The 20,531-nt window shown below is 61.2% G+C and carries 15 protein-coding genes and 2 tRNA genes; 3 read left to right on the top strand and 14 right to left on the bottom strand.

Annotation, left to right across the window (positions count from 1 at the left end):
• Window positions 1–8: 8 nt before the first annotated feature.
• The 13 genes from VMX79_09625 to VMX79_09565 all read right to left on the bottom strand — a co-directional run bounded on the left by VMX79_09625 (window position 9) and on the right by VMX79_09565 (window position 15,705).
• Window positions 9–1,325 (bottom strand): peptidylprolyl isomerase, encoded by a 1,317-nt coding sequence (locus VMX79_09625; GenBank protein ID HUV87359.1) that lies wholly within the window; start codon window positions 1,323–1,325, stop codon window positions 9–11.
• A complete protein-coding gene (locus VMX79_09620; protein HUV87358.1) occupies window positions 1,322–2,263 on the bottom strand; it encodes a peptidyl-prolyl cis-trans isomerase in 942 nt (313 codons plus the stop codon). Before VMX79_09620 ends, VMX79_09625 begins: the two co-directional genes overlap by 4 nt.
• The gene (locus VMX79_09615; protein ID HUV87357.1) at window positions 2,263–4,095 is read right to left on the bottom strand and encodes a peptidylprolyl isomerase; all 1,833 of its coding nucleotides are present in this window, start codon (window positions 4,093–4,095) and stop codon (window positions 2,263–2,265) included. Before VMX79_09615 ends, VMX79_09620 begins: the two co-directional genes overlap by 1 nt.
• A 77-nt stretch (window positions 4,096–4,172) precedes the next feature.
• Window positions 4,173–4,247, bottom strand: a tRNA-Asp gene (locus VMX79_09610).
• A 286-nt stretch (window positions 4,248–4,533) separates the two neighbouring features.
• On the bottom strand, window positions 4,534–5,106 hold the full coding sequence (locus VMX79_09605) for a hypothetical protein (protein HUV87356.1): 573 nt from the start codon (window positions 5,104–5,106) through the stop codon (window positions 4,534–4,536).
• Between the two features lie 168 nt (window positions 5,107–5,274).
• Window positions 5,275–5,634 carry a hypothetical protein gene (locus tag VMX79_09600; GenBank protein ID HUV87355.1) on the bottom strand — a complete coding sequence of 120 codons (360 nt, stop codon included), beginning with the start codon at window positions 5,632–5,634 and terminating at the stop codon, window positions 5,275–5,277.
• Between the two features lie 240 nt (window positions 5,635–5,874).
• Complete coding sequence (locus VMX79_09595; GenBank protein ID HUV87354.1) at window positions 5,875–6,006, bottom strand: hypothetical protein; 132 nt, start codon at window positions 6,004–6,006, stop codon at window positions 5,875–5,877.
• A 694-nt stretch (window positions 6,007–6,700) separates the two neighbouring features.
• The gene (locus VMX79_09590) at window positions 6,701–9,730 is read right to left on the bottom strand and encodes an N-6 DNA methylase (protein HUV87353.1); all 3,030 of its coding nucleotides are present in this window, start codon (window positions 9,728–9,730) and stop codon (window positions 6,701–6,703) included.
• 117 nt (window positions 9,731–9,847) lie between these two features.
• Window positions 9,848–11,350, bottom strand: a complete 1,503-nt coding sequence (locus tag VMX79_09585; GenBank protein HUV87352.1) for a S41 family peptidase — start codon at window positions 11,348–11,350, stop codon at window positions 9,848–9,850.
• 4 nt (window positions 11,351–11,354) lie between these two features.
• Window positions 11,355–12,023 (bottom strand): phosphoribosylglycinamide formyltransferase, encoded by a 669-nt coding sequence (purN, locus tag VMX79_09580; GenBank protein ID HUV87351.1) that lies wholly within the window; start codon window positions 12,021–12,023, stop codon window positions 11,355–11,357.
• A complete protein-coding gene (locus VMX79_09575; GenBank protein HUV87350.1) occupies window positions 12,008–13,147 on the bottom strand; it encodes a peptidoglycan DD-metalloendopeptidase family protein in 1,140 nt (379 codons plus the stop codon). The genes purN and VMX79_09575 overlap by 16 nt, the downstream gene beginning before the upstream one ends.
• A 107-nt stretch (window positions 13,148–13,254) precedes the next feature.
• Window positions 13,255–14,541 carry a hypothetical protein gene (locus VMX79_09570; GenBank protein ID HUV87349.1) on the bottom strand — a complete coding sequence of 429 codons (1,287 nt, stop codon included), beginning with the start codon at window positions 14,539–14,541 and terminating at the stop codon, window positions 13,255–13,257.
• A 9-nt stretch (window positions 14,542–14,550) separates the two neighbouring features.
• On the bottom strand, window positions 14,551–15,705 hold the full coding sequence (locus tag VMX79_09565) for an amidohydrolase (GenBank protein ID HUV87348.1): 1,155 nt from the start codon (window positions 15,703–15,705) through the stop codon (window positions 14,551–14,553).
• A gap of 144 nt (window positions 15,706–15,849) precedes the next feature.
• Between VMX79_09565 and ssb the strand changes: the two genes are divergently transcribed.
• Complete coding sequence (gene ssb / locus VMX79_09560; protein ID HUV87347.1) at window positions 15,850–16,251, top strand: single-stranded DNA-binding protein; 402 nt, start codon at window positions 15,850–15,852, stop codon at window positions 16,249–16,251.
• Between the two features lie 71 nt (window positions 16,252–16,322).
• Here ssb and VMX79_09555 read toward each other — a convergent pair whose 3' ends face one another.
• Window positions 16,323–18,881, bottom strand: a complete 2,559-nt coding sequence (locus VMX79_09555) for a FlgD immunoglobulin-like domain containing protein (protein ID HUV87346.1) — start codon at window positions 18,879–18,881, stop codon at window positions 16,323–16,325.
• 179 nt (window positions 18,882–19,060) lie between these two features.
• Here VMX79_09555 and VMX79_09550 point away from each other — a divergent pair, with 179 nt between their 5' ends.
• Window positions 19,061–20,290 (top strand): ISNCY family transposase, encoded by a 1,230-nt coding sequence (locus VMX79_09550; protein ID HUV87345.1) that lies wholly within the window; start codon window positions 19,061–19,063, stop codon window positions 20,288–20,290.
• 101 nt (window positions 20,291–20,391) lie between these two features.
• Window positions 20,392–20,465: transfer RNA gene (locus VMX79_09545), tRNA-Val, on the top strand.
• Window positions 20,466–20,531: the final 66 nt, after the last annotated feature.

Genomic DNA, 20,531 nt, shown 5'->3' with positions numbered 1-20,531 from the left:
GCCCCGGTTTAGTCAAAGGTTTTGATGTAGGCCTTATCCTTTAATTCCTGTACGTACTTCTTTTTCTCGAGCGCCAATTTCTGGGCCCTGAGGGTCCTCTTAACGACTTCGCGCGCTTCCTCGTACGAAACCTCGCGGCCCTCCCGTCGCTCCTCGAGTTTGAGGATGAAAAACCCTTCGGGCCGTTCTATGACCGTCGTGACGCCCCCGGGCGAAAGCCCCTCCACCGCCGCCGCGACTTCCGGCATCTCCGCTTCGAACTCCGACATGGCTATCTCGCCCACCAGGCCGCCCGCGGCCGCGGTCTCCTCGTTCCCGCTGTACGCGGCCGCCACGTCGGCGAAATCTTCACCCCCGGCCAGCGCCGCCGCGGCCTTTTCCGCCTTCGCCCGGGCGGCCCTCACGTCGGCGTCCGTCAAACTCACTTTGAGGTGGACGTATTGGACTTCCCGCCGCTCGTTCTCGATGCTCCCGAGGCGAACCAGCCAATAACCATCCGGTCCCGCCACCACTTGCGATATGTCGCCCGGCCGCAGGCCGGCCGCGGCCCGTTCCAGCGCCGGCACCGCCTCCCCCGGCCGGAATTTAAACGAGGCGCCGAATTCGCCGCCCTCCTCCGCATCGGCCGCTTTCTTCGCCAGCGCGGCGAAACCGCCTCCGGCCAGCGCCGCGTCCCTAATGCGTTGGAGTTCGTTCTTGACGCGGGCCCTCGATTCCGCCGACGGCTGCTTGGCAACGGCAATCTCGCGCAGCGTGACGAGCGTGGGCAGCGCGAGCTCGTCCCGGCGGGCGTCGAAGTAGGCGCGTATTTCCTCTTCCCTGACCTCCACCCGGGGCGAGAGGACGACGTCCAGAAGGCGTCTTATCTTCAACTGGTCGCGGAGGGTTTTCCGGTAACGGACGACGAGCTCTTTTTCCGTCATACCGTATTGCGCGAGCGCGGCCTCGTACTCCGCCTGCGACGAGAACCCGCCGCGAATACGCTCGAGCTCCTCGTCGAGGTAGGGTTTAACGTCCTCCCGAGATACGATGATGTCGCGCCCGTCGGCGTCCTGCAACAGGAGGCGGTCGTCCATCATGGCCGCCAAGACCTCGGCCGCGAAAGCGCGGAGGTCGCCCGCCTTCGCTCCGGCGGCCTCCATCTGATACAAGCGTACCGAGACCTCCTCGCCCAGCTCGCTCGCCAGGATTACGTCGTCGTTGACGGTCGCCACGATGCCGTCCAAGGGCCGGCGCGCCGCCCCAGCCGTCCCGGCGAAAAACAAAACACAAGCTAAAGCTTGTACGGCGGCGGCGAAACGGCGAATGACAACCGGCGGTCTCATAACTCGGCCAAAGCCCCGTCGTCGACGGACACTTTGGTTTCCTTTCGCAATCCCTCCAACCAACGCGCGTAGAGCTCCTCCTCGCGCTCGGTGCGGAGGAGGTCTTCTATTTCGGGTCGAACCTCGGCCAAAGGGCGGCGCCTCGCTTCCCGCACGCTTACTACTTTGACGATTTCGCAACCGTACGGCGTCGCGATCACGCCGCTGGTCCGACCCGGGGGCAGGTCCTTCACCGCCGCGGCCACCTCCGGCGGAAGAGCCTCCAAGGTGGTATAGCCGACGTCGCCGCCGGCGTGGCGGTCCGGCGAAATCGAGAGCTCCCGGGCCACTTCCTCGAAGGTCGCGCCGTACGTCAGCTTGGCGAGAGCCTCTTCGGCCCGGCCCTTATCGTCCGTAACGATCTGTTTGAGGTGAAATTCGGCCGGCACCTCGAAATCGGCGGCGTGGACGTTGTAGTAGGCCACGACGTCGTCGTAGCTGACCGAGACCTTCTCCACCACCGCGGCCTCGATTGCCGCCTCGACGATGAGGTCGTCCCGCACGGTCTCCTCGAACGCTTCGGCCGTGAGGTTCTGCGACTTGAGGTAGGAGGCGAAACCCCGGGCGCCGTAGTCGGCTTTAATCAGGCCCAGGCGGGCGTCGACCTCGGCGTCGCCGACCTCCAATCCGTTCTTCCCGGCCCACGCGAGTATTATCGCGCGCTCGAGCAGTTGCTCTACGACCCGACGCGCGGCGTCGGCATCGACCTCGGCGCCCTCGGGCCTACCCTGGGGGTAAAGGCCGCGGTAAACGTCGGCGGCGGTTATCTCTCGGTCGCCCGCGCGCGCCACGACGCGCTCCCGGGCGGCTTCTCCTTCCTCGCCCTTACGGCAGCCGGCGGCCGCCGCCAGCAACGTTATAACGGCGACCGCCGCCCATATCCGCGTCCGAACCGCCACTATAACTTCTGGACCTTCTTATACGCCATCTTGAGGGCGCTATCGTCGATTTCGATCGAATACTTACCGCGCAATTCCTCGAACCAAGCCTGGCATTTGCGGTCGATCTCCGGGCTGGCCAGCTTCTCGCGATACGCGCCGTCTTTCGCCAAGCCGTTGTACTGCTCTTCTTCCAGCGTATACTGTACGAACGGGTAATATTCGACGTACCTGAAGAACGCCCAACGGCCGTCCTTCAACTTGAAGACCTCGCTCACGTCGCCTTTTTTGGCTTTGAAGACGCGAGGCCGGAATTCGTCCACGAGCGGAGGCGGACCGCCTTCGGGCCCGGCGGGCGCACCCGCTCCGGCGCTTTCCGCTTGCCGCGGTATTACTAAAAAGTCGGCCATCGGCAATTCCGACGGCGCCGGCTGCTTCTCCGCTTCGCCCCGCTTCTCCAACTCCTCGTAGTACTTTTGGGCGTATTCTTGCGCGGCGGCCATGAAATCGCCGCCCGCCGTTACTTTGGCCCGGATGTCGTCGGTTTCGGCCTTCTTCGGCATCGCGACGAACTCGACCTCGGCGCGTTCGATATCCTGGAACTCGTCCTTGTGGTTCTCGAAGTACTCCTTGACCTCCGCCTCGGTCACGTCCGGGATGGTGGGGACGAACACCTCGTCGTAAATCCGGTCCACCATTTTGCCGGCGCGGAACCTGTTCAGGTCGCGGACGAAATCGGGCTCCTTATCCACCCCGGAGCGGATGGCGTCGAACTCGAGCAACGCGTCGTCCTCCAACGCCTTGAGCCGGCCGTCCAACATCTTTTTAAACTCCCCGGGCTCCTTGCGCTTGAATTCATCCAGCCCCTCTTCGCTCATCCCGAACTGAAGGGGCATACCCTCGAACCAGCTCTCAAAATATATCGGTACGCCGCCTACCGTAGAAACCGCTTTTCCCTTGCGGTTATATTTATCCTTGGCGTCGGCGAGTTTGCCCTTCACCACCGCGTCGTAGACTTCGCGGTTAAGCTTGATATCGGCTTCCTTCCGCAACTTCGCGACGTGTTCCACCGTAGTGACGTTGACCTTGTAACTCTTTATGGAGTTGCGGATGTCGTCCTTGACCTTGGCGTACTCTTCCTTTTGGCCCGGGACCTTCTTGTCGACGCGGAAGATCAACCACATATTGCCGGTCTCCGCCTCGATGACGGGCGTGTATTTCCCGACTTCGGCCTCGTACACGGCGCGGCTCACGTTATCGCCGGAATAGTAGAAGTCCTCCGGCATTACGCCACCTTCGTTTTTATTTTGCTCGAAGACGGAGTACTTCTTGACGACGTCGTTCCAGGGTTTCCCGGCCTTGAGCTCGGCGCGCGCCTTTTCGGCCTGGTCCTTCTTATCGCATACAAGGAACGAGACGCGCCGCCATTCTTTATTTTTGTTGTAATAATCCAGAATCTCCGCCTCGGTCACCTTGATAGTATCCTCGATCTTTTTGCGGGCGCGTTCGCGGAGGAGGTTGGACCGGTACGTCTCGACGTCTTTTTTCAATTGCTCGTCGTCGCCGTAGCCGAGTTCCTCGGCCTCCAGCTCGAGCACGCGGCTGATTAAGATATCGTCGAGGAAGTCCTTGGCGTCGTCGAAGGTGTTGATCACCGGTTTGTCCTGGGGCGGCGCCATCTCGACCGCGCGTTTGTAGTGGTAGACGAAGTCGCCCACCGTAACGGCGCCCTTGTCGCCGATAGCGGCGATGACCTTGTTCTCGTCGTAGCCGCAGCCGCCGCACCCGCTCGAGGTCAGGGCGACCCAGGCCAGCGCGGCCGCCGTAGCCGTAACGATTAAGACTTTTTTCATTTAATCTCAGCCTCCGGTCAAAGATTTACGCATATTTTACTATTTATGCCCTCCGCCGCGCGGGGGGCTGGTCCATTCGGGGCCGACGGGGCTCGAACCCGCAACATCCGGCGTGACAGGCCGGTGCTCTATCCAAGTTGAACTACAGCCCCAGTAAGGCGCTATTTATACCATAAACCGCCGCGTTCATCAAGGGGGAAAAGCCGGAGGGGGCGGCGCATGCGGAGACGGTTTTTATAGGGCCGGCCGTTGTGGGGGCGCACAGCTGTGCGCCCCTACCGCCCCTCCACCACCCTTATCTCCTCGGCCGTCAGGCCGGTAGGGGCGCAACGCGTTGCGCCCGTACGACGGGACGGCGATATTGCGGTCGGTGGCGGCGACGGCGCGCTGGAGGCGTTGCTTGTCGGCGTCGGAACGGTGACAAGACGAATTTTTCGCTTATTCTGCGAAACGAGCCCAAATTTTGATAACGTCGGGATCGATAGATTTTAAAAACGAAATGGTTTTCTCAACACAACCGACAGCTCGTCGCGCGTCGGCTTCTCTATTCAAACAATAATTAGTAATTTTATCCAAAGATGAAGAAAACGGTTTATCGTGAACTAAAAGATTCCTTTTCTTATTTAACCATTCTAATTCTATCATCTCTCTAGAACTTGGTCCTATATTCTTACCTAATTTTAATAAAGGCACGAACACCCACTTAGATAAGAAATCCAATCTTTTTACGCGTTTTTCAAAGACGGCTTTTCCTAGATATTTAAAAGCGTAGTAATTTATAAAAGATTCTAAGGCTAAATGGCAGAAAATAACCGCTTCCATAGATTTTAGGTCTGTTTCATGGTTCCAAATCAATAATCGGCTTATAATTTCGTTCTCAGCGGGGGTACCCTTGCATTGTTCAAGAGCTATTTCTGCGGGCCGGATTTCATCCTCGATATCCTTTACTTTTATAAAAGCATTTTTCGCTATTCCGTAATACTTGCGGAATAAAGGGAAATCTATTTTCAAAATATGTTCTCCTTTTTTAGCTTTTCGGGCATCGTTCCAATCCTTATTCAGCCCCCTCCACGACCCTTATCTCCTCATCCGTCAGGCCGTACAGCTCGTACACTAGTTCATCTATCTTGCGGTCCGTAGCGCCGACGGCGCGCTGGAGGGGCGACTGGCCAGTCGCCCCTACGGCGCCGGCTCGCCCTCGCCGACCCGTTCGTCAAGGGTGCATAACGTGTTTAACGCCGGTTCGGTGAAAATCCTGGCGCGCACCGGTTTCTCGTTACGCAACAAGTCGATATACCAAGGGTATTCCGCGGCCGCGACGTGCAAAGAACCCGCCAGCCGTTCGGGGGTTATAGCCGACAAGTTCTCCGGGGCGTCGCTCATATCTTGCCAAAACGTGATTTCGAAATTTTCTATCCGTCCCCGGCAGTAGCCTTGGCACCAAATTCGCGCCGCGGATATGTGGGAGGCGCCCTCGCGGTCCGCGTCGCGGTGAAGGTATACGATGTAATACCAAACGTCGAATTGTTCACAAGCCACGGTTTATACCTCCTTCTTTTAGGGTGAAAACTTCCCACCGGGGCCCGTTGCAGGACCGCAACGGCTTACGCCCGTATGGGCCGCGATGTTGGAGCGCACAGCTGTGCGCCCCCTGCCGCCCCTACGACCCCTCCACGATCTTTATTTCCTCCTCCGTCAGGCCGTACAGCTCGTAGACCAGCGCGTCGATCTTGCGGTCGGTGGCGGCGATGGCGCGCTGGAGGCGGGTCCTGTAGGTTTCTATTTGTCGTCGGATTTTTCGGGTTTTGACGGCGTTGGCCGAGTGGCTTTTCCTTTATCGCTTTCTTTAACGAATTTGCCCGTGCCATCGTCATCGTTCAGTCCGCCATTTTCTTCCCCGTTACCTGCCATATTAAAACCTCCTTTCCGGAAAAGCGAAATTTATTAAGTCGATTCGGGAAACCGTTAGCAATCGACGGCGGTTAAGAATAATAACACCGCCGACACCCCGAGGAATAATAACCCAGCGCAAAAAAGGAACCCGGCTACGGTTATCCATTTCGAACAACGATTTAAACTCGTTTTAATAAGATCGTAGTTATGTTCGGCGTACTTAATATAATTAGCTCTTGTTAAACGTTTCGCGGAAGGCCAACGTACGGTCGCGAAAGACTTATGCCAGCTAATTATACTAATGAATACTGCTCCTAGGAAAAATAAAAAAGATAATGCGAAAGAAACCGAAGAGCAAAAAGAGATTGTAACGTTAGGTCCTTTCGCTAAGTATCCAAAACCGACTAAGAGAATACCAATAAAAACGCTAGAGAAGCTAACAAACTCGGAAGTCCTTATCCGATGAGCGTCTCTCGACGATATAACATCTTGGATAAACCTATCTATATGTTCTTTTCGGTCGTCAGCCATTTAATCGAACCTCCCATTAATTAAGCTTAAGGGGTTTGTTATTACTCTACGAACCCTCCACGATCTTTATCTCCTCATCCGTCAGGCCGTACAGCACGTAGACCAGCGCGTCTATTTGGCGGTCGGTGGCGTCGACGGCGCGTTGTAGGGGCGACTGGCCAGTCGCCCCTACCGCCGGCCCCTACGATTCAACGATCCTTATCTCCTCGTCCGCCAGGCCGTACAGCTCGTAGACCAGATTATCGATCTTGCGGTCGGTGGTGGCGACGGCGCGTTGGAGGCGCTGCTTGTCGGGGTCGGATTTGGCCCGGGCGAGGCGCTTGTGCAATTCCAACATCTCCTCCACCAACGCCACCATATTGTCGTGCCGCGCGGATTTTAATGTACCGGAAGTATTTAATATTGGGATGGGGAAATTAACTATACGGCTTTTTTGTGCGACTAAGGTAGCGCCTTGTATACTTGATACTATTGTGTTCATAAAGAAGAAATAAACCTTAGAATTTAGAACGCCCAATAAAAATAGCAACACGTCGGCGCTCAACCCTAACAACATATAATGGTTACTGCCGAATGTTAAACCGGTTCTGTCTAAAGCGAAATGTGGCGCTATTTGGAATTGCCCGTAGATAATCTTTGGTTTATCGAACTCGGCAAAGTAATCGATTGTATCTTGTATTTCGTACCATTTATAGTTCCCGGGTTTACGACCTAGTTTTTCTTTACTCGTTTTCTTAGGTGTTAACTCGTCACGCCAATTAGCAAGATATTCTTTTACCCCGGGATATCTTTCTATCCGAATACCGCGCCTCGTAAATATCAAAAAGCGTTCGCGGAAATTAATATAGTACCGCCTAACGTCGTCGCCGAAGACGAAGGGTTCGATTATTTCCGCCGACTTTGGGTCTTTCGCGATAAGGCGGTCCCGGGTTCCGCGGTTAATTATAAAAGCGTTATTGAACCCAGTAAGTACGCCCCGGTAAATCTTCGCGCCCGCATATTCGCGTAAAGGGGTGCCTACGTTATTTATCTTATCGAGTACGCCTTGGGTTTTGGGCCGGACTAGAGAAAACCCCTCGTTGTCTAACGCTCCCGGCTCGAGTTTATACCCTATGGCCGCGACTTCTTCACTTAAATATCGGAAACTTAGGTTTCTGACGGGCACGTATGAAGGTTTTCTCTTCGGTCGGCTTTTCAAAACCAATATTATCAATGGGTAATTAGTTGCCCCCTCGAAAACGTGTAAATCGCGGAAGTCAACCATTTCGACTATTTCGAATTCCTTAATAAAACTCCTTAAGTTCGCACCGTAATCGACTCGTAACCATTTATTGGGAACTATTAACCCAAAAAACCCATTTCCGCGGGTAAGTTTTAGACCCTCCTCAGTAAAACATACGTATAAATCAGCCGTAGGTACAAATGTTTTATACTTATTTACTAAATAATCCTTTTCTTCGCCTATTAATAATTGGTAAACCCACGGAGGGTTGCCGATCACCGCGTCGAAGCCGCCGGCCTTCATTATATCCGCGAACTCCACCTCCCAATCGAACGGGTTGACGCGGCGCCGTTCCTCCTCCGTTATTTCGAACGATCGTTCGGACAGTGGGCTTAAGCCCACTGTCTTTCCCCGGGCAAAGTCCCAATAGTCGGAACCTATCAACGAGTTGCCGCATTTGACGTTCCCCGCCAGGTCCGGCAATATCCGCTCGCGCAGGAACTTCGTCTGCGCGCCGACGGACTCGCGGCTCTCGCCCTCCAGCGCCTTCAGCAGCAGCGAGAGCTTAGTTACCTCCACCGCCTGCGGGTCGATGTCCACGCCGAACAGGTTGTTGACCAGGATGTCCTTCTTGGCGGCGGCGGTGAGGCGCCAGCTCACGGGCCCGGGCCCGGGCGTCGGCACGACCTTGCCCTCATACCCGCCCGGGTCGTCGCCCACGTACCACTCGAGGTGCCAGTTGATGAGGTGCTGGTACGCGCCCAGCAGGAACGAGCCCGAGCCGCACGCCGGGTCGAGTATCTTAAGCTTGGCGGCGTCCTTCGGGCTCTTGCACCCCTTCAACAGCTCCCCCACCGTGTTCTTGACGATGTACTCGACGATGTACTGCGGCGTGTAGTAGACGCCCTTGGCCTTGCGGACCTCCGGCTTGTAGTCGATGTGGACGCCGCGGCCGTCGAGCCATATCGTCTTGCCGAGGAACTGCTCGTACACCTGGCCGAGGATTTCCACCGGTACGACGCCGAACTCGTACGGGCTTTCGGAGAGCTCGCGGATTATTTTACGCAGTATGGCGTCGTCTACGTGGAGGGTGGGGGTAAGCTCGTCGCGCGAGGTGGCGCGGCCTTTCTCGTCGCGGAAGTGGAACAGGCCGGAGTTGTATACGTCGTCGGCCTCGAGGCACAACGCCATCAGGCCGGCGTAAACGCCCTCGCCCGTCCGGAGCGCCTCGAGCCGGCCGCGGCCCTCAATCCCGCGGTCCTCGGCGACGCGCAGGAAGATGACGCGGTCGAGTATGGCCTGGACCGCGGCGCTGAGCTCGTACTTGTCGAGGTCCTTCTCGCGGTTGCGGTTGGCGACGTTCCGGGCGAGCTCGTCGCGCCAGTGCTCGAGCAACTTCAAAAACGCTTTGTCGACCGGTTCGGCCTTGCCGCCGCGGTTCTCGTCGGCGTACGTATCGAAGGCGCCGCTCCATACGGCGTCCCTCGAAAAGACCGCGGCGATTTCCTCCCACGCGTCGACGTATTGGTCGTACGTGAAATACATAACGCGCGCGCGGGAGGCGGCGTCGGCCTTCTTCGGCGGAACGCGGCCGTCGTAGGCCGCGAACTCTTCGAAGTCGGTCAATATGGAAAGGGGCAGGCCGGCGGAATAAGCGTAGCGGCGGAGTTGGAGCGCGGGGCCGGCGTCGTCTTTAAGGCGGGTGCCGGGCTTTTTGGCCTCGACGAAAAATTTCACCTTTTCGCCGACGCGGAAGGCGTAATCGGCGGTCTTCTGGGAACCCTCGACCTCGGTGCCGTACTCGTGAACGACGTCCTGATACAGCGGCGAGACGCCGCGTTTGTTGTCCACGTCCCAGCCGAGGGCCTCGAACAACGGGTCGACGAACTCGCGGCGGAGTTGGGTTTCGTTAAAACCGCTCCCGCAATAGACGTCTTTATTCCGGTCGAAGCGTTCGACTAATTCCTTTACTTTACTCGGTGCCGTCATCTTCCCTCCGGGGGTATCAATTATGGTATTCGTTATAATATACCCCGCCCCCGGCGGTTGTCAACTCACAAAAACGAAAAGCCGCCCTCGGGGGCGGCTTTCGTCGTCGCGTCGTCGTTAGGATAGCTCTTCCACAGCGTCGGCGAGCCAGGGGTCGTGCCGGCGCCAGTACTTGTACGCCTCGGCGTCGCCGGCGACCTCGCGCAGGACCTCCCGGGTGAGCATCGTCATCACCGCGGCGCGCTCCTTCTCGATGGCGGCGACGTAGAACTCGCGGCCGTTGTCCGGCAGCGTCTCGGCGTATCCTTCCGGGTAGAAGTCGAAGCCGCGCTCGTCGACCCAGGCCACGAACTCGTCGAAGGCCGCGGCGTCGGCCTCGAAGTCCGCCAGCGCCGCGGAGCCGTGTGCGTCGTGGTACTCCTCGGCGAACATCCTGAAATACCCCAGCGCGAACAGCTTGCCCACCACCAACGGGATTTCCTCCGGCTCCAATTTTATTTCAGGCTCGATGCCCTCGCCGTCGATGAGGTGGCCGTCGGGCGAGTAGTAGTAGGCGATGGTTATCTTGAGCCCCGGGCCCGGGGCGACGTCGGCCGCGGCCGCGAGCGGTATCAGCGTCTGCACCGACGCCTTGCCGTAGGACTTCTCGCCCATCACGACGGCCCGCTTGTGGTCCTTCAGCGCGCCGGTGAACACCTCCGACGCCGAGGCCGAGGAGTCGTCTATAAGGACGACGAAGGGCTCTTTTTTATACTTGGGCTCGCCCTTGACGAAGTACTTCCGCTCCTCCCACCGCCTCGAGCGGCCGGCGGTATAGACGACGAGCGAGTCCTTCTTCAAAAACAGGCCGGCTAAGGCCACGGCCTCGTCGAGCGGGCCGCCGGGGTTGCCGCGCATGTCGATGATGAACTTTTTGGCGCCGGCCTCCTTCAACGCCGCCAACGCTTTATCGGCGTCTTTGGACGTGCTCCGTTCGTCGTCGCGGGCGAAGTTGGCGACGCGGACGTAGCCCACGTCGTCGGTCGCCATAAAATAGTACGGCACGGAATCGACGTGGATAACTTCCCGCGTTATCGTGAAGTCCAACTTTTCGGCGTAATCCTTGCGGGCGATGCCGACCTCGATGTCGGTCCCCGGCTCGCCGCGCATCTTGAGCAAGGCCTCGCGGGTCGTAATCCCCTTCGTCGTCTCGCCGTCGATCTCGATTATTTTATCGCGGGCCCTGAGGCCGGCGCGCTCCGCCGGCGTACCCTCCAGCACGTTCATCACCGTTAGCATCTGGTCCTCGGGCGTCACCGCGATCTCGATGCCCAGGCCGCCGAACGCCCCCTCGGTGTCGTTGATGAGGAGGCGGAAATCGTCGGCGTCGAGGAAGGCGGTATGCTCGTCGAGGCCGGACAACATCCCGCGGATGGCGTCCTGCACCAGCTGCCGGGCGTCGACGTCTTTGACGTAGCTCAGTCGCACGTAGTTGGCGACGGTGTCGAAGAGCTGGATCTCGCGTACGAAATCCTGGGCGTTGTCGTCGGCCCAGGCCCGCGAGAATATCGCCGGCGAAGCCGCGAACGCCGCCAAGACCAGCGCGGTATAAATCAAACGTAAAATCCGGGTGAACTTCATATCGTCACGCTCCGTCTACATTTACCGGCCCTTCGCCGGCCGCGACCGCGTCGAGGTCTATTTCGCCGCGCTCGACGGCGGCCAGGACCGCCGCGTAAAATTCGTGCTCCACCGCCAGCACCCGCTGCTGCAGCGACGCCGGCGTGTCGTCCGGTAGCACCGGGACCTCGCGCCGCGCCACCACCGGGCCGCGGTCGTACTCCTCGTCGACGAGGTGTATCGATACGCCGGTGACCTCGTCGCCCGCGGCCAGCACCGACTCGTGGACGCGGATGCCGTACTTGCCCTCGCCGCCGTGGAGCCCGGGCAAGAGCGCCGGGTGGATATTCAAAATGCGGTTGGGGAAGGCCGCGAGAAACGCCGGCCCCCGCTTCTTCATATATCCCGCCAACGCGACCAGGTTGACGTCGCACCCGCGAAGCAGCTCCACGAACGCCCGGTCGAGGTCGGCGTCGTCCGAGTAATGGTAACTCGAGAGGTGGTGCGCCGGGATGCCGTGGCGGCGGGCGCGCTCCAGGACGCCGGCGCGAGAGTTATTGCTTACGACGACGACGACGTCCCCTTCGATTCGGCCGGCCTCGCAGGCGTCGATTATGGCCTGAGTGTCGGTTCCGCCCCCGGACGCCAAAACGCCTATGCGAAGTTTACCCACCGGCGTCATTTCCTCATCCACGGTTCCGGGTCGATCGCGACGCCGTCCTGGCGGACCTCGAAGTGGAGCGTCGACGCGGCGACGTAGCCGGTATCGCCGACCAGGCCGATAGTCTGGCCCTCGCCCACGCGCTCGCCCACGCGGGCCGTGAAGTCGCCCAGGTGCGCGTAGATGGACGCACAACCGCCGCCGTGGTCCACGACCATCAGCTTGCCGTACCCCAGGAACCAGTCGGCGTAGACGACCTTGCCCTTCATTACGGCGCGCACCCCCGTCCCCAGCGCCGCCTCGATGTCTATGCCGTCGTTTTGGGTGAACGTCCCGTAACGGTCGTCTTTGATACGGCCGAACCTGCGTACCAGGCGACCCGACGCGGGGCTGATTATCTTGCCGTGCCGCGCGAGAATTTCCGACTTCCCGCTTTTACCGGGGACCCGCGTTACCTTCCGTCCGCCGGCCTTCGACCGCACCAGAGACTCGAGCTCGGCCCGTTCTTTCTTTAATTCCCGCAGCCGTTTATTCAGGACGTCGTGTTGGGACTTAGCCCGCGTCAATATCTCCCGCTTGCGGTCGCGGCGAAGGCGGGCCAACCGTATCTCCTTCAGCTTCAATTGCTGGAGCGACTTCAGGTAATCCAACTCGCGCTGAAGCGCGTCGCGGTCCCGCTGGATCTCGACGCGCTTACGGTCCGCCGCCCGGGCGAGGCGGCGGTCCTCTCGCGCTATAGTCATCGTAAAGCGCACGCGCCTTACGAAGTCGCCCATCTCTTCGGCGCCCACTAACAACCGGACCGTCGGATAACGCCCCAATTTATACACCAGCCGTAAGTGGCGCGCCAGCTCGGCCTCGCGCGCCGCCAGCTCGAGCCCGGCTTCCTCCAGGTCGGCCTGCACCGCCGCCATCCGCCCCGAGGTCTCGATTACCTCGGCGGAGAGCTCGGCCATGGTCTTATCGATGTCCTCGAGGCGCCGGTCGATCTCGTGGATCGACTCCACCGACAGGCTGACTTCGGCGTCTACCCTCTTCAGGTCCGCCTCGTGGCGCCGGATGTCTTCTTTTATTTTCTCGAGTTTCGAGCGGCCTGCGGCCAACGCGACGACGGCCAAGGCCGCCGCGCCCCAGCGCAACCAACGGCCTCTCAACAATCGTGCGTCGCCTTCGAAAAAAGGACACATGGTTTAGATTAATTATAACCGATTTTCTTTTAACGCCAAAATTAAAATAGGGGCGGCGCGGCGCCTCGGCCGCCTTCCTACGGTACCGCCTTCAAAGCCTCCTTCAGGAGCGGCTCGCATACGCGCGCCGAGGGGATTAAAACCTCGTACGTCGGTACCGCCGGCAGGCCCCACGCGTCGGCCCACGCTAACCATTCGCCCAGATTGGACGCCGCCATATCCAACAGCAGGCCCACGTTGGCGCTTTCGTTCCGCAGGGACTTCGATAGCGGCGCCGCGGGCGGAAAATCCTCGGCGCCTACCACCTGTAATACCGAACCGTCGATTTTCCTTTGCCAATGAAGAGAAAGCTCCCGGCGTTCGCCCGCCGGCCTGGCCGTAACCACCACCGCGTTCCCGAAAGTAACCTCGGCCGCGGCCGCGGCAACCAACCTGCCGTAGCAGAAGGCCGCCCGCCCGTTGGCCGCTTTAACCTCGGCCCGCAACTCGTCGAAGGCCCTGGGGGGCGGTTTCGCCGTAAAGCCGGTCGCTACTACTACGCGCGCCCTCCGCAATTGGAAGGCGAACGGGAAAGCCCTGAGGACGTCCAAGCCGGTACGGATGTTTACGAGGAAACAAACTGCGCCCGCCGCCGGCGGCATCGCCCCCCCGGACCCTTCGACCACCACGAGTTCGCCTCCCCTTTCGGCGGCGTATACGAAGGCGTCGCCGAGGAGAGAATTCAACGGAACGCCGGTCAACCCGGTACCGGCGAAAGAACACCCGACCGCGGGGACGCCGGTCGCGGCGGCCAACAGGTAGTGGTCGCCGCCCACGCCGCGGCCGTCGCGATGATACGACAACAGCCGAGCCGCGGCCGACGCGGCCTCCCCCGGTTCCACGACCTCCGGGTACGACGGGCCGCCGAGGTCCAAAACGACGGCCGCGGTTTTATACTTGGCCTTTACCCGTTCTAAAAAATATATTATGGCCGCCGTCTTGCCCACCGCGGCCCCGGCACCCACGAAAGTTACGGTAGGTACGGTGCCGCCCTTTAAAACCGGCGGCCACAGGCGGAAGTCGGCGCCGTGAACTTCCAGGCCGAGCTGCAACGCCTCGTTGGCCCACGCGAAGCGCTCCGCCAGGGCGGCCTCCGTGACGTCCACTATCGCCCGCGGCTTGAACTCCGCGGCGGCGCGGCGGACCCCGGCCGCGGCTTCGGCCTCCGTCACGAACGGGACGTCCAACGAAAAGTTATCCGGGACCGCCTTGCCGATGAGCGCCGCGCCCACGATGCGGTACCGCTTCTCCACGATCAGGTAGTCGATGGCCGCCTGAATGGGCCCGGCACCGAACTTCACGTCGCAAAGTACGACCGCGTCCATAAGCCGCCGCTACGAGCGGTACACCACCTCGCCTTCGACCACGGTAGCCACGACCCTCGCCTGGGCGTCGAGGGGGTGGTCGCTCCAAACGACGACGTCGCCGTCGTAGCCGCGCGCCAGCTTGCCCAAGCGCCGGCCTAGGCCGAGCATTTGCGCCGCGCCGTTGGTGATGGCACGTAGCGCGCCTTTCTCGGTCATCCCCTCGCGCACCGCCGTCGCGGCCGAGGCGGTCAAGACGTCGATAGGTACGAACGGGTGGTCGGTGGTCAACGCCACGGCGCAACCCGCCTTCTCCAAAATACCGGCGGCGGCGTACGAACGCTCCCTCAACTCCAGCTTGAACCGGCCGATGAGGGTCGGGCCCACGACGCACGGCACGCCGTTCTCGGCCAGGTAGTCGGCGATGAGGTACCCCTCGGTGCAGTGGTCCGATATCAACCGGCACTTGAACTCCCGCGCTATGCGGACCGCGGTGGCGATATCGTCGGCGCGGTGGGCGTGCGCCCGCAGCGGCATCCGGCCCGCCAACACCCTCGCCAACGGCTCCATACGGATGTCGAGGTCGGGCCGCTTCGCCGGCGGCAGGCGGCGCTTGCGCCGGTACTCGCCCGCCCGCGTCAACATCTCGCGCAGGACCGCGGCCGTGCCCATCCGCGTAACCGGCATCCGCCGATTGTCGGGGTGGGAGAATTTCGGGTTTTCGCCGAAGGCGACCTTCATGCCGGCGTCGGCCGAGACGACCATCTCGTCTATTATGAAACCCGCGGTCTTCAACACCACGCCGGTGCCGCCGATGACGTTGGCACTCCCCGGCAGTACGCACACCGCCGTGATGCCGGCGCGGCGGGCGTCGTCGAAGCCGAGGTCGCGGGGGTCGATGCCGTCTAGCGCGCGTACGTGCGGCGTGGCGGCCTCCGCAGCCTCGTTGGCGTCGAACCCCGGCTGGCCGGTACCCTCGCCGAAGTTGCCGACGTGGGTATGGGCGTCTATCAAACCGGGCGTTACGACCAGGCCCTTGGCGTCGATAACTTCGGCGCCGCGGGGGACTTTAGCGGCCGGGCCCGCCGAAATTATCTTACCGTTTCGAATTACGACGTTCGCCCTCGCGGGCGCCGCGTCGCCGGTACGATACGTCGTTCCGTTTATAATCGCAAGCGTCTTCATCGCCACCGTCCTGGTCCACGACCCTTAACTTAACAAAAACCGTCGGATTTTTCAAATCTAACCCGCGGGTGCGCCGATAAATCCCTTGACACGACCCCGGTAAAAAAATATTATGGACCGGTTATTCAACGAAACGGAGGAACCGTGGCTAACTACAATCGCGTATTTCTATTGGGAAATCTCACCGCCGACCCCGAGTCGCGCGACCTGCCGACGGGGGGTATCGTAACGGACCTCCGGTTGGCCGTTAACCGAACGTACCGCAACCGCGACGGCGAACAGACGGAAGAGGTATCGTTTATCGACTGCACCGCGTACGGCCGCACCGCAGAGATAGCGCGCGATTACCTTAAAAAGGGGCGGCCGGTCTTCCTGGAGGGCCGCCTCCACCAGGACCGCTGGGAGACCGGCGAGGGCGAAAAACGCTCGAAGCTTAAGGTAGTGGTGGAACGTTTGGTGCTATTGCCGCGCCGGGCCGACACGACGGCCGCCGAAACCGAGCCGGAAACCGCTCCCCCGGAAGAACCGCCGGCTTCGGAATTCTAGCCGGCCCAAATCCCGGTAGAAAGCCCCGCGCCGTACGCGGGGTTTATTTTATCAGGTTTTAACACCCTTCCTCAACGGATTAAAACCAGCTTCCTGGCCGCCGCCCGACCGCCCGCCTCGAGCTTGTACAAGTACACGCCCGGCGGGAGCGGCGCGCCGTCTTCAGCCGTGCCGTCCCACGTTACCTTGTGGCCGCCCGCCGCGGCCCGCCCGTCCCACAACCGCCGAACGACGGCACCCCTCAAGTCGTAAACCGTCAACGTCGCGTGCCCGCCGTCGGGTACGACGAATACTATCGCCGTCGCGGCGCGGACGGGGTTGGGGTAATTCTGCGCCAGCGCGAACGTCGCCTTGCCGTAGTCCGGCGCCGGGACCGCGTCCACCGGCCCTTGCAGGAACGCCCGGCCGCTTTCCTCCACGCCCTCGAGCCAATAGTAGTAATCCTCGCCGTTCTCGAGCGGCGTATCCACGAAAGTAAAAGGAGACTCGCCCGCGATAAGGTCGTCGTTCACTTTGACCGGGCCGCTCGAGCCGCCGGCCACGCCCTCGGCCGCGGCCGGGCCCTCCGCCCGATATAAATTCCAACCGGCCACTTCCCTGTTCGTAGCCGCGCGCCACGAGAGCGTCACGCGTCGTGCGCCGGCGTGGGCGGTGAATTCCCGCGCCAACGGCCCGGCGCCCCCCGGGTTATGGCCGCCGTAGTCGCGCCCCGGGGACGCCGGCGTCGGCGGCTGCCACGCCGGCCTGTAATAAAGCATGAACGGGTCGCCCACCAGGACGTACCTTATCAGCGAATCGCCGCGTATCCGGTGAGCCGGGAATATCTCGGAGACCTGCGCCGTCGCGAAGCATAGCGCTTCCCCCAACGTGTAGCGGCGCTTCACGAGGCGGTTGACCAACGATATCCAGAACCAGCCGGACGACGGCGCGCCCACCGCCGTGTACGACGATACGGAGGCCGCGCCGAGGCGCCGCGTCACGACCGCGTTCATATCGCCCGAGCCGACCGAGCACGCGTTGAACGCCGCGACGAGACCCGGGCTCCTGTTCGGCATTTCGTCCCAGCGATTGTACGAGAACGACTCGCCGTCGAGGTTCACGAACCCGGAAGGCCCGCCGGGCCAATCCTCCCTACCCCAGGGGACGTTTTGCGCGATGCCGGTGTCTCCGTCCAGGGGGTAGACGCCGCCCTTCGAGCCGTGGCTCGAGCAATAGAAGAAAGCCGTGCCGAGGTTGACGTCCTTCTGGAAACCGAAGAGCTCTTCGCCGGGGACGAACGGGTGCGGGGGCCCTTTTCCCGCGCGGCGGCCGTCGTGGACGACGGCCCCGTACCCGCCCTCGCGGAAGTCGGTAAAGACGCCCGGGTCGTCGAAGCCGCCGCCGCGGCACCCCAACACCTCGTTGACCTTGTGGAACTTGCCGTAGTTGTCTCTGTAGGTATCCGGGCACGATACTACGTTCTGGGCCATATACGAAACGCCGCAGAACGTGACGTGGTCCGGCCGCGGGTTAGCGAAGATGAGGGCGCGGTAGGCCGACGTCATGTTGAGCGACGCCAGGCTCTCCGCCGGTGGATTTACGAAGCGGCCCGGCGCGGCGCCGCGCTCGTCGGGCGTCTCGGAATCGCCGATAATCGCCCGGTCGAAGGCGTAGGGGAGACTCCCGTCGCCGAAGGCGGGCGCGAAGGTCAGGACGTACTCGAGTTGGTTGGGGTCGGTGCCGCCCAGCGACTCGAGCCAGTCGTAAAATCGGTCCGCCACGGCCTGCTCGCCGGCTAGCGCCGCCGCGGGCATGACGTACGGCTCGAGCAGCTTCTCGCGGCTCTCGGGGGCCAGCGCCCGTTCCAATTCCCACGCGCTCGAGCTCAGCGCGGTTATGTCCGCGGGGAGTTCCAGGACGAAGCCGCCGTACCGCGCCGCGGCCGCCGCCGCCGGCGCCGCCATCCCCCGGCCGCGGAAGCAACACAGCACCGGCGGCGCCGGGTCCGTAAGCCCGTTGATATATGTTACTACGTCGCGCTCCGTCTTTAAATCGGCGACGACGCGGACGCCTCGGGCGGCGAGCGCCTCGCGGACCGAGGGCGGCAACGTGTCCCCTATCTCGACCACGACCGCTTTCGACGCGCCGAGGTAGCCGATGAATTTCAACGTCTCAAGCGAAAGGTCCGAGGGGCCGGCGTAGAAGAGCGGCGCATTGAGGTAGGAGGCGATGGAGGCCGCGTTGGCGGCGCTCTCGACGTCGCGGACGGTCGGCGCGGCGACGTACGGCGCGACGACGACGTACTCGCTGGCAAGCCAATCGCGCGAGAGCTCGCACGCGACGCGGGGCGGCGGCCCGATTATCTCCCGAACGCTCTCTTCGTCCAGCGCGAAATACTTCCGCGCGTACTCGACGTCCGACGGGGCCACGCCGCCCACGGCGACGAGCTGCCTCAGGCCGCCGCGGCCGTCGAGGTACCTTCGGTACGCGTCGAAGAACCGGGCGACGGTATCGTTACCGACGGCGTCGGCCAGGACCGGAGCCTGGTAGGTGTCGCCGGCGTAGCGGAAGACGAACGCCGGCGCCGCGGCGAAGTAGTTATAAAGGGAGTCGGCGCTCGCGTCGTCGTGGACGAGGGCCAGGCGGGGCATAGGCCGCCAACCGGCGAAGGCCGCACCGACGCTTAAGTTCAATAAAACGAAGATGCGAAAATATAACCGCACGAGGTATATTTTACCACGGCCTTTACGAATCCGCAACGTCGGGGAATTTTAGGTGTGGTTCCCATATAATAATGGCACAAGGAGCTCCCAAGTAATAATGTCACATCATGGAGAGGAAGACGTATTTAAAGGAGCGAGAATTGCGCCGGTTTCAGGTACTAAGCCTTTACGAGAAGAAAGCGATTCGGTACCAAGAGGCGGCGGTGGCGCTGGGGGTAACGGCCAGGCAGTTTTGGCGGCTGTGGCGGCGTTACCGGGAAGGGGGCGCTGATGCATTGGCCCACCGGTTGCGGGGCCGTCCCTCCCCACGGACCCTCGCGGCCACAACCCGCGACCGCATCGTGGAACTCAGAACCAACGTCTACGGCGACTTCAACGACGTCCACTTCACCGAGAAGCTTAACGAGGTAGAGGGGATAGTCGTGGGTCGCGAAACGGTACGCAAGCTCCTACGGGCCGACGGCATCCCGCCGAAGCACTCTCGCCGAAGCCCTGGGCACCGCAGCCGTCGTCCACCCTGGCCCGCCGAAGGGGCGCTCGTCCAGGCCGACGCCAGCCCGCACCCCTGGCTCGGCGAGGAGTACATCGCCCTCGTCGTGGCCGTGGACGACGCCACCAAAAAGATCCTCTACGCCCATTTCGAAAGACGCGAGACCACCGTGGCTTATCTTAAAATGCTACGCCAACTCTGCCGCCGCTACGGCCGTCCCCTGGCGCTTTACGCCGATAAACACTCCATCTTCCAAACGAACCGCGAACCTACCATAGAAGAACAGCTCCGCGGCCTGGAACCCGCCACCCAGTTCTCCCGCGCCTTGCAAGAGCTCAACATACACTACATCGCCGCCAACTCCCCCCAGGCCAAAGGCCGCATCGAACGCGCCTTCCGCACCCTCCAAGACCGCCTCCGCGCCGAACTCCGCCTCGCCAACGTGGCCGACCTCAACGCGGCCAATAGCTCCCTCCGCCGCTTCGTCCCCGCTTACAACCGCCGCTTCGCCCGGGCCCCGGACGACCCTCAGCCCGCCTGGCGTCCCCTGCCTTCCGACCTAGACCTCGACGCCGTGTGTGCCCTTAAAGACCATCGCGTCGTCAAACCCGACAACACCATCTCCTTCCACGGCCGCACCCTCCAGATACCTCCCAACCCCTACCGCGCCTCCTATGCCAAGGCCTCCGTCGAAGTCCGCGAACTCCTCAATGGCCAGATCCGCATCTACTACCAAAATCGCCTCCTGGTCTCCTTCCCTAAAACTAAGGGCCCTGCCCCCGACTTCGACCGCATCCCTTCCCTCAAACTCTACCGGAAGTTGGCCGCCACCTCTAACCCCTTGTGACATTATTACTCGGGAATTATGTGACATTTTTATGTGGTAATAACACGTCGGGGAATTTTAGGTTGACTATTAAGCCCTTTTTTCATTATACTAATGGCGTCGGGCGATTAGCTCAGTTGGCTAGAGCGCCTGCCTTACAAGCAGGAGGTCGGAGGTTCAAGTCCCCCATCGCCCAATACGATAAAGGGCCCGCAAGGGCCCTTTTTTATTAGCGACTGTTACGTGCCGCATTTCGGCGCGG

Source organism: bacterium, from assembly GCA_035529855.1.
In the GTDB taxonomy this organism is placed as follows: Bacteria; RBG-13-66-14; B26-G2; order WVWN01; family WVWN01; genus WVWN01.
This window is presented reverse-complemented; position numbering and strand designations above follow the sequence as displayed.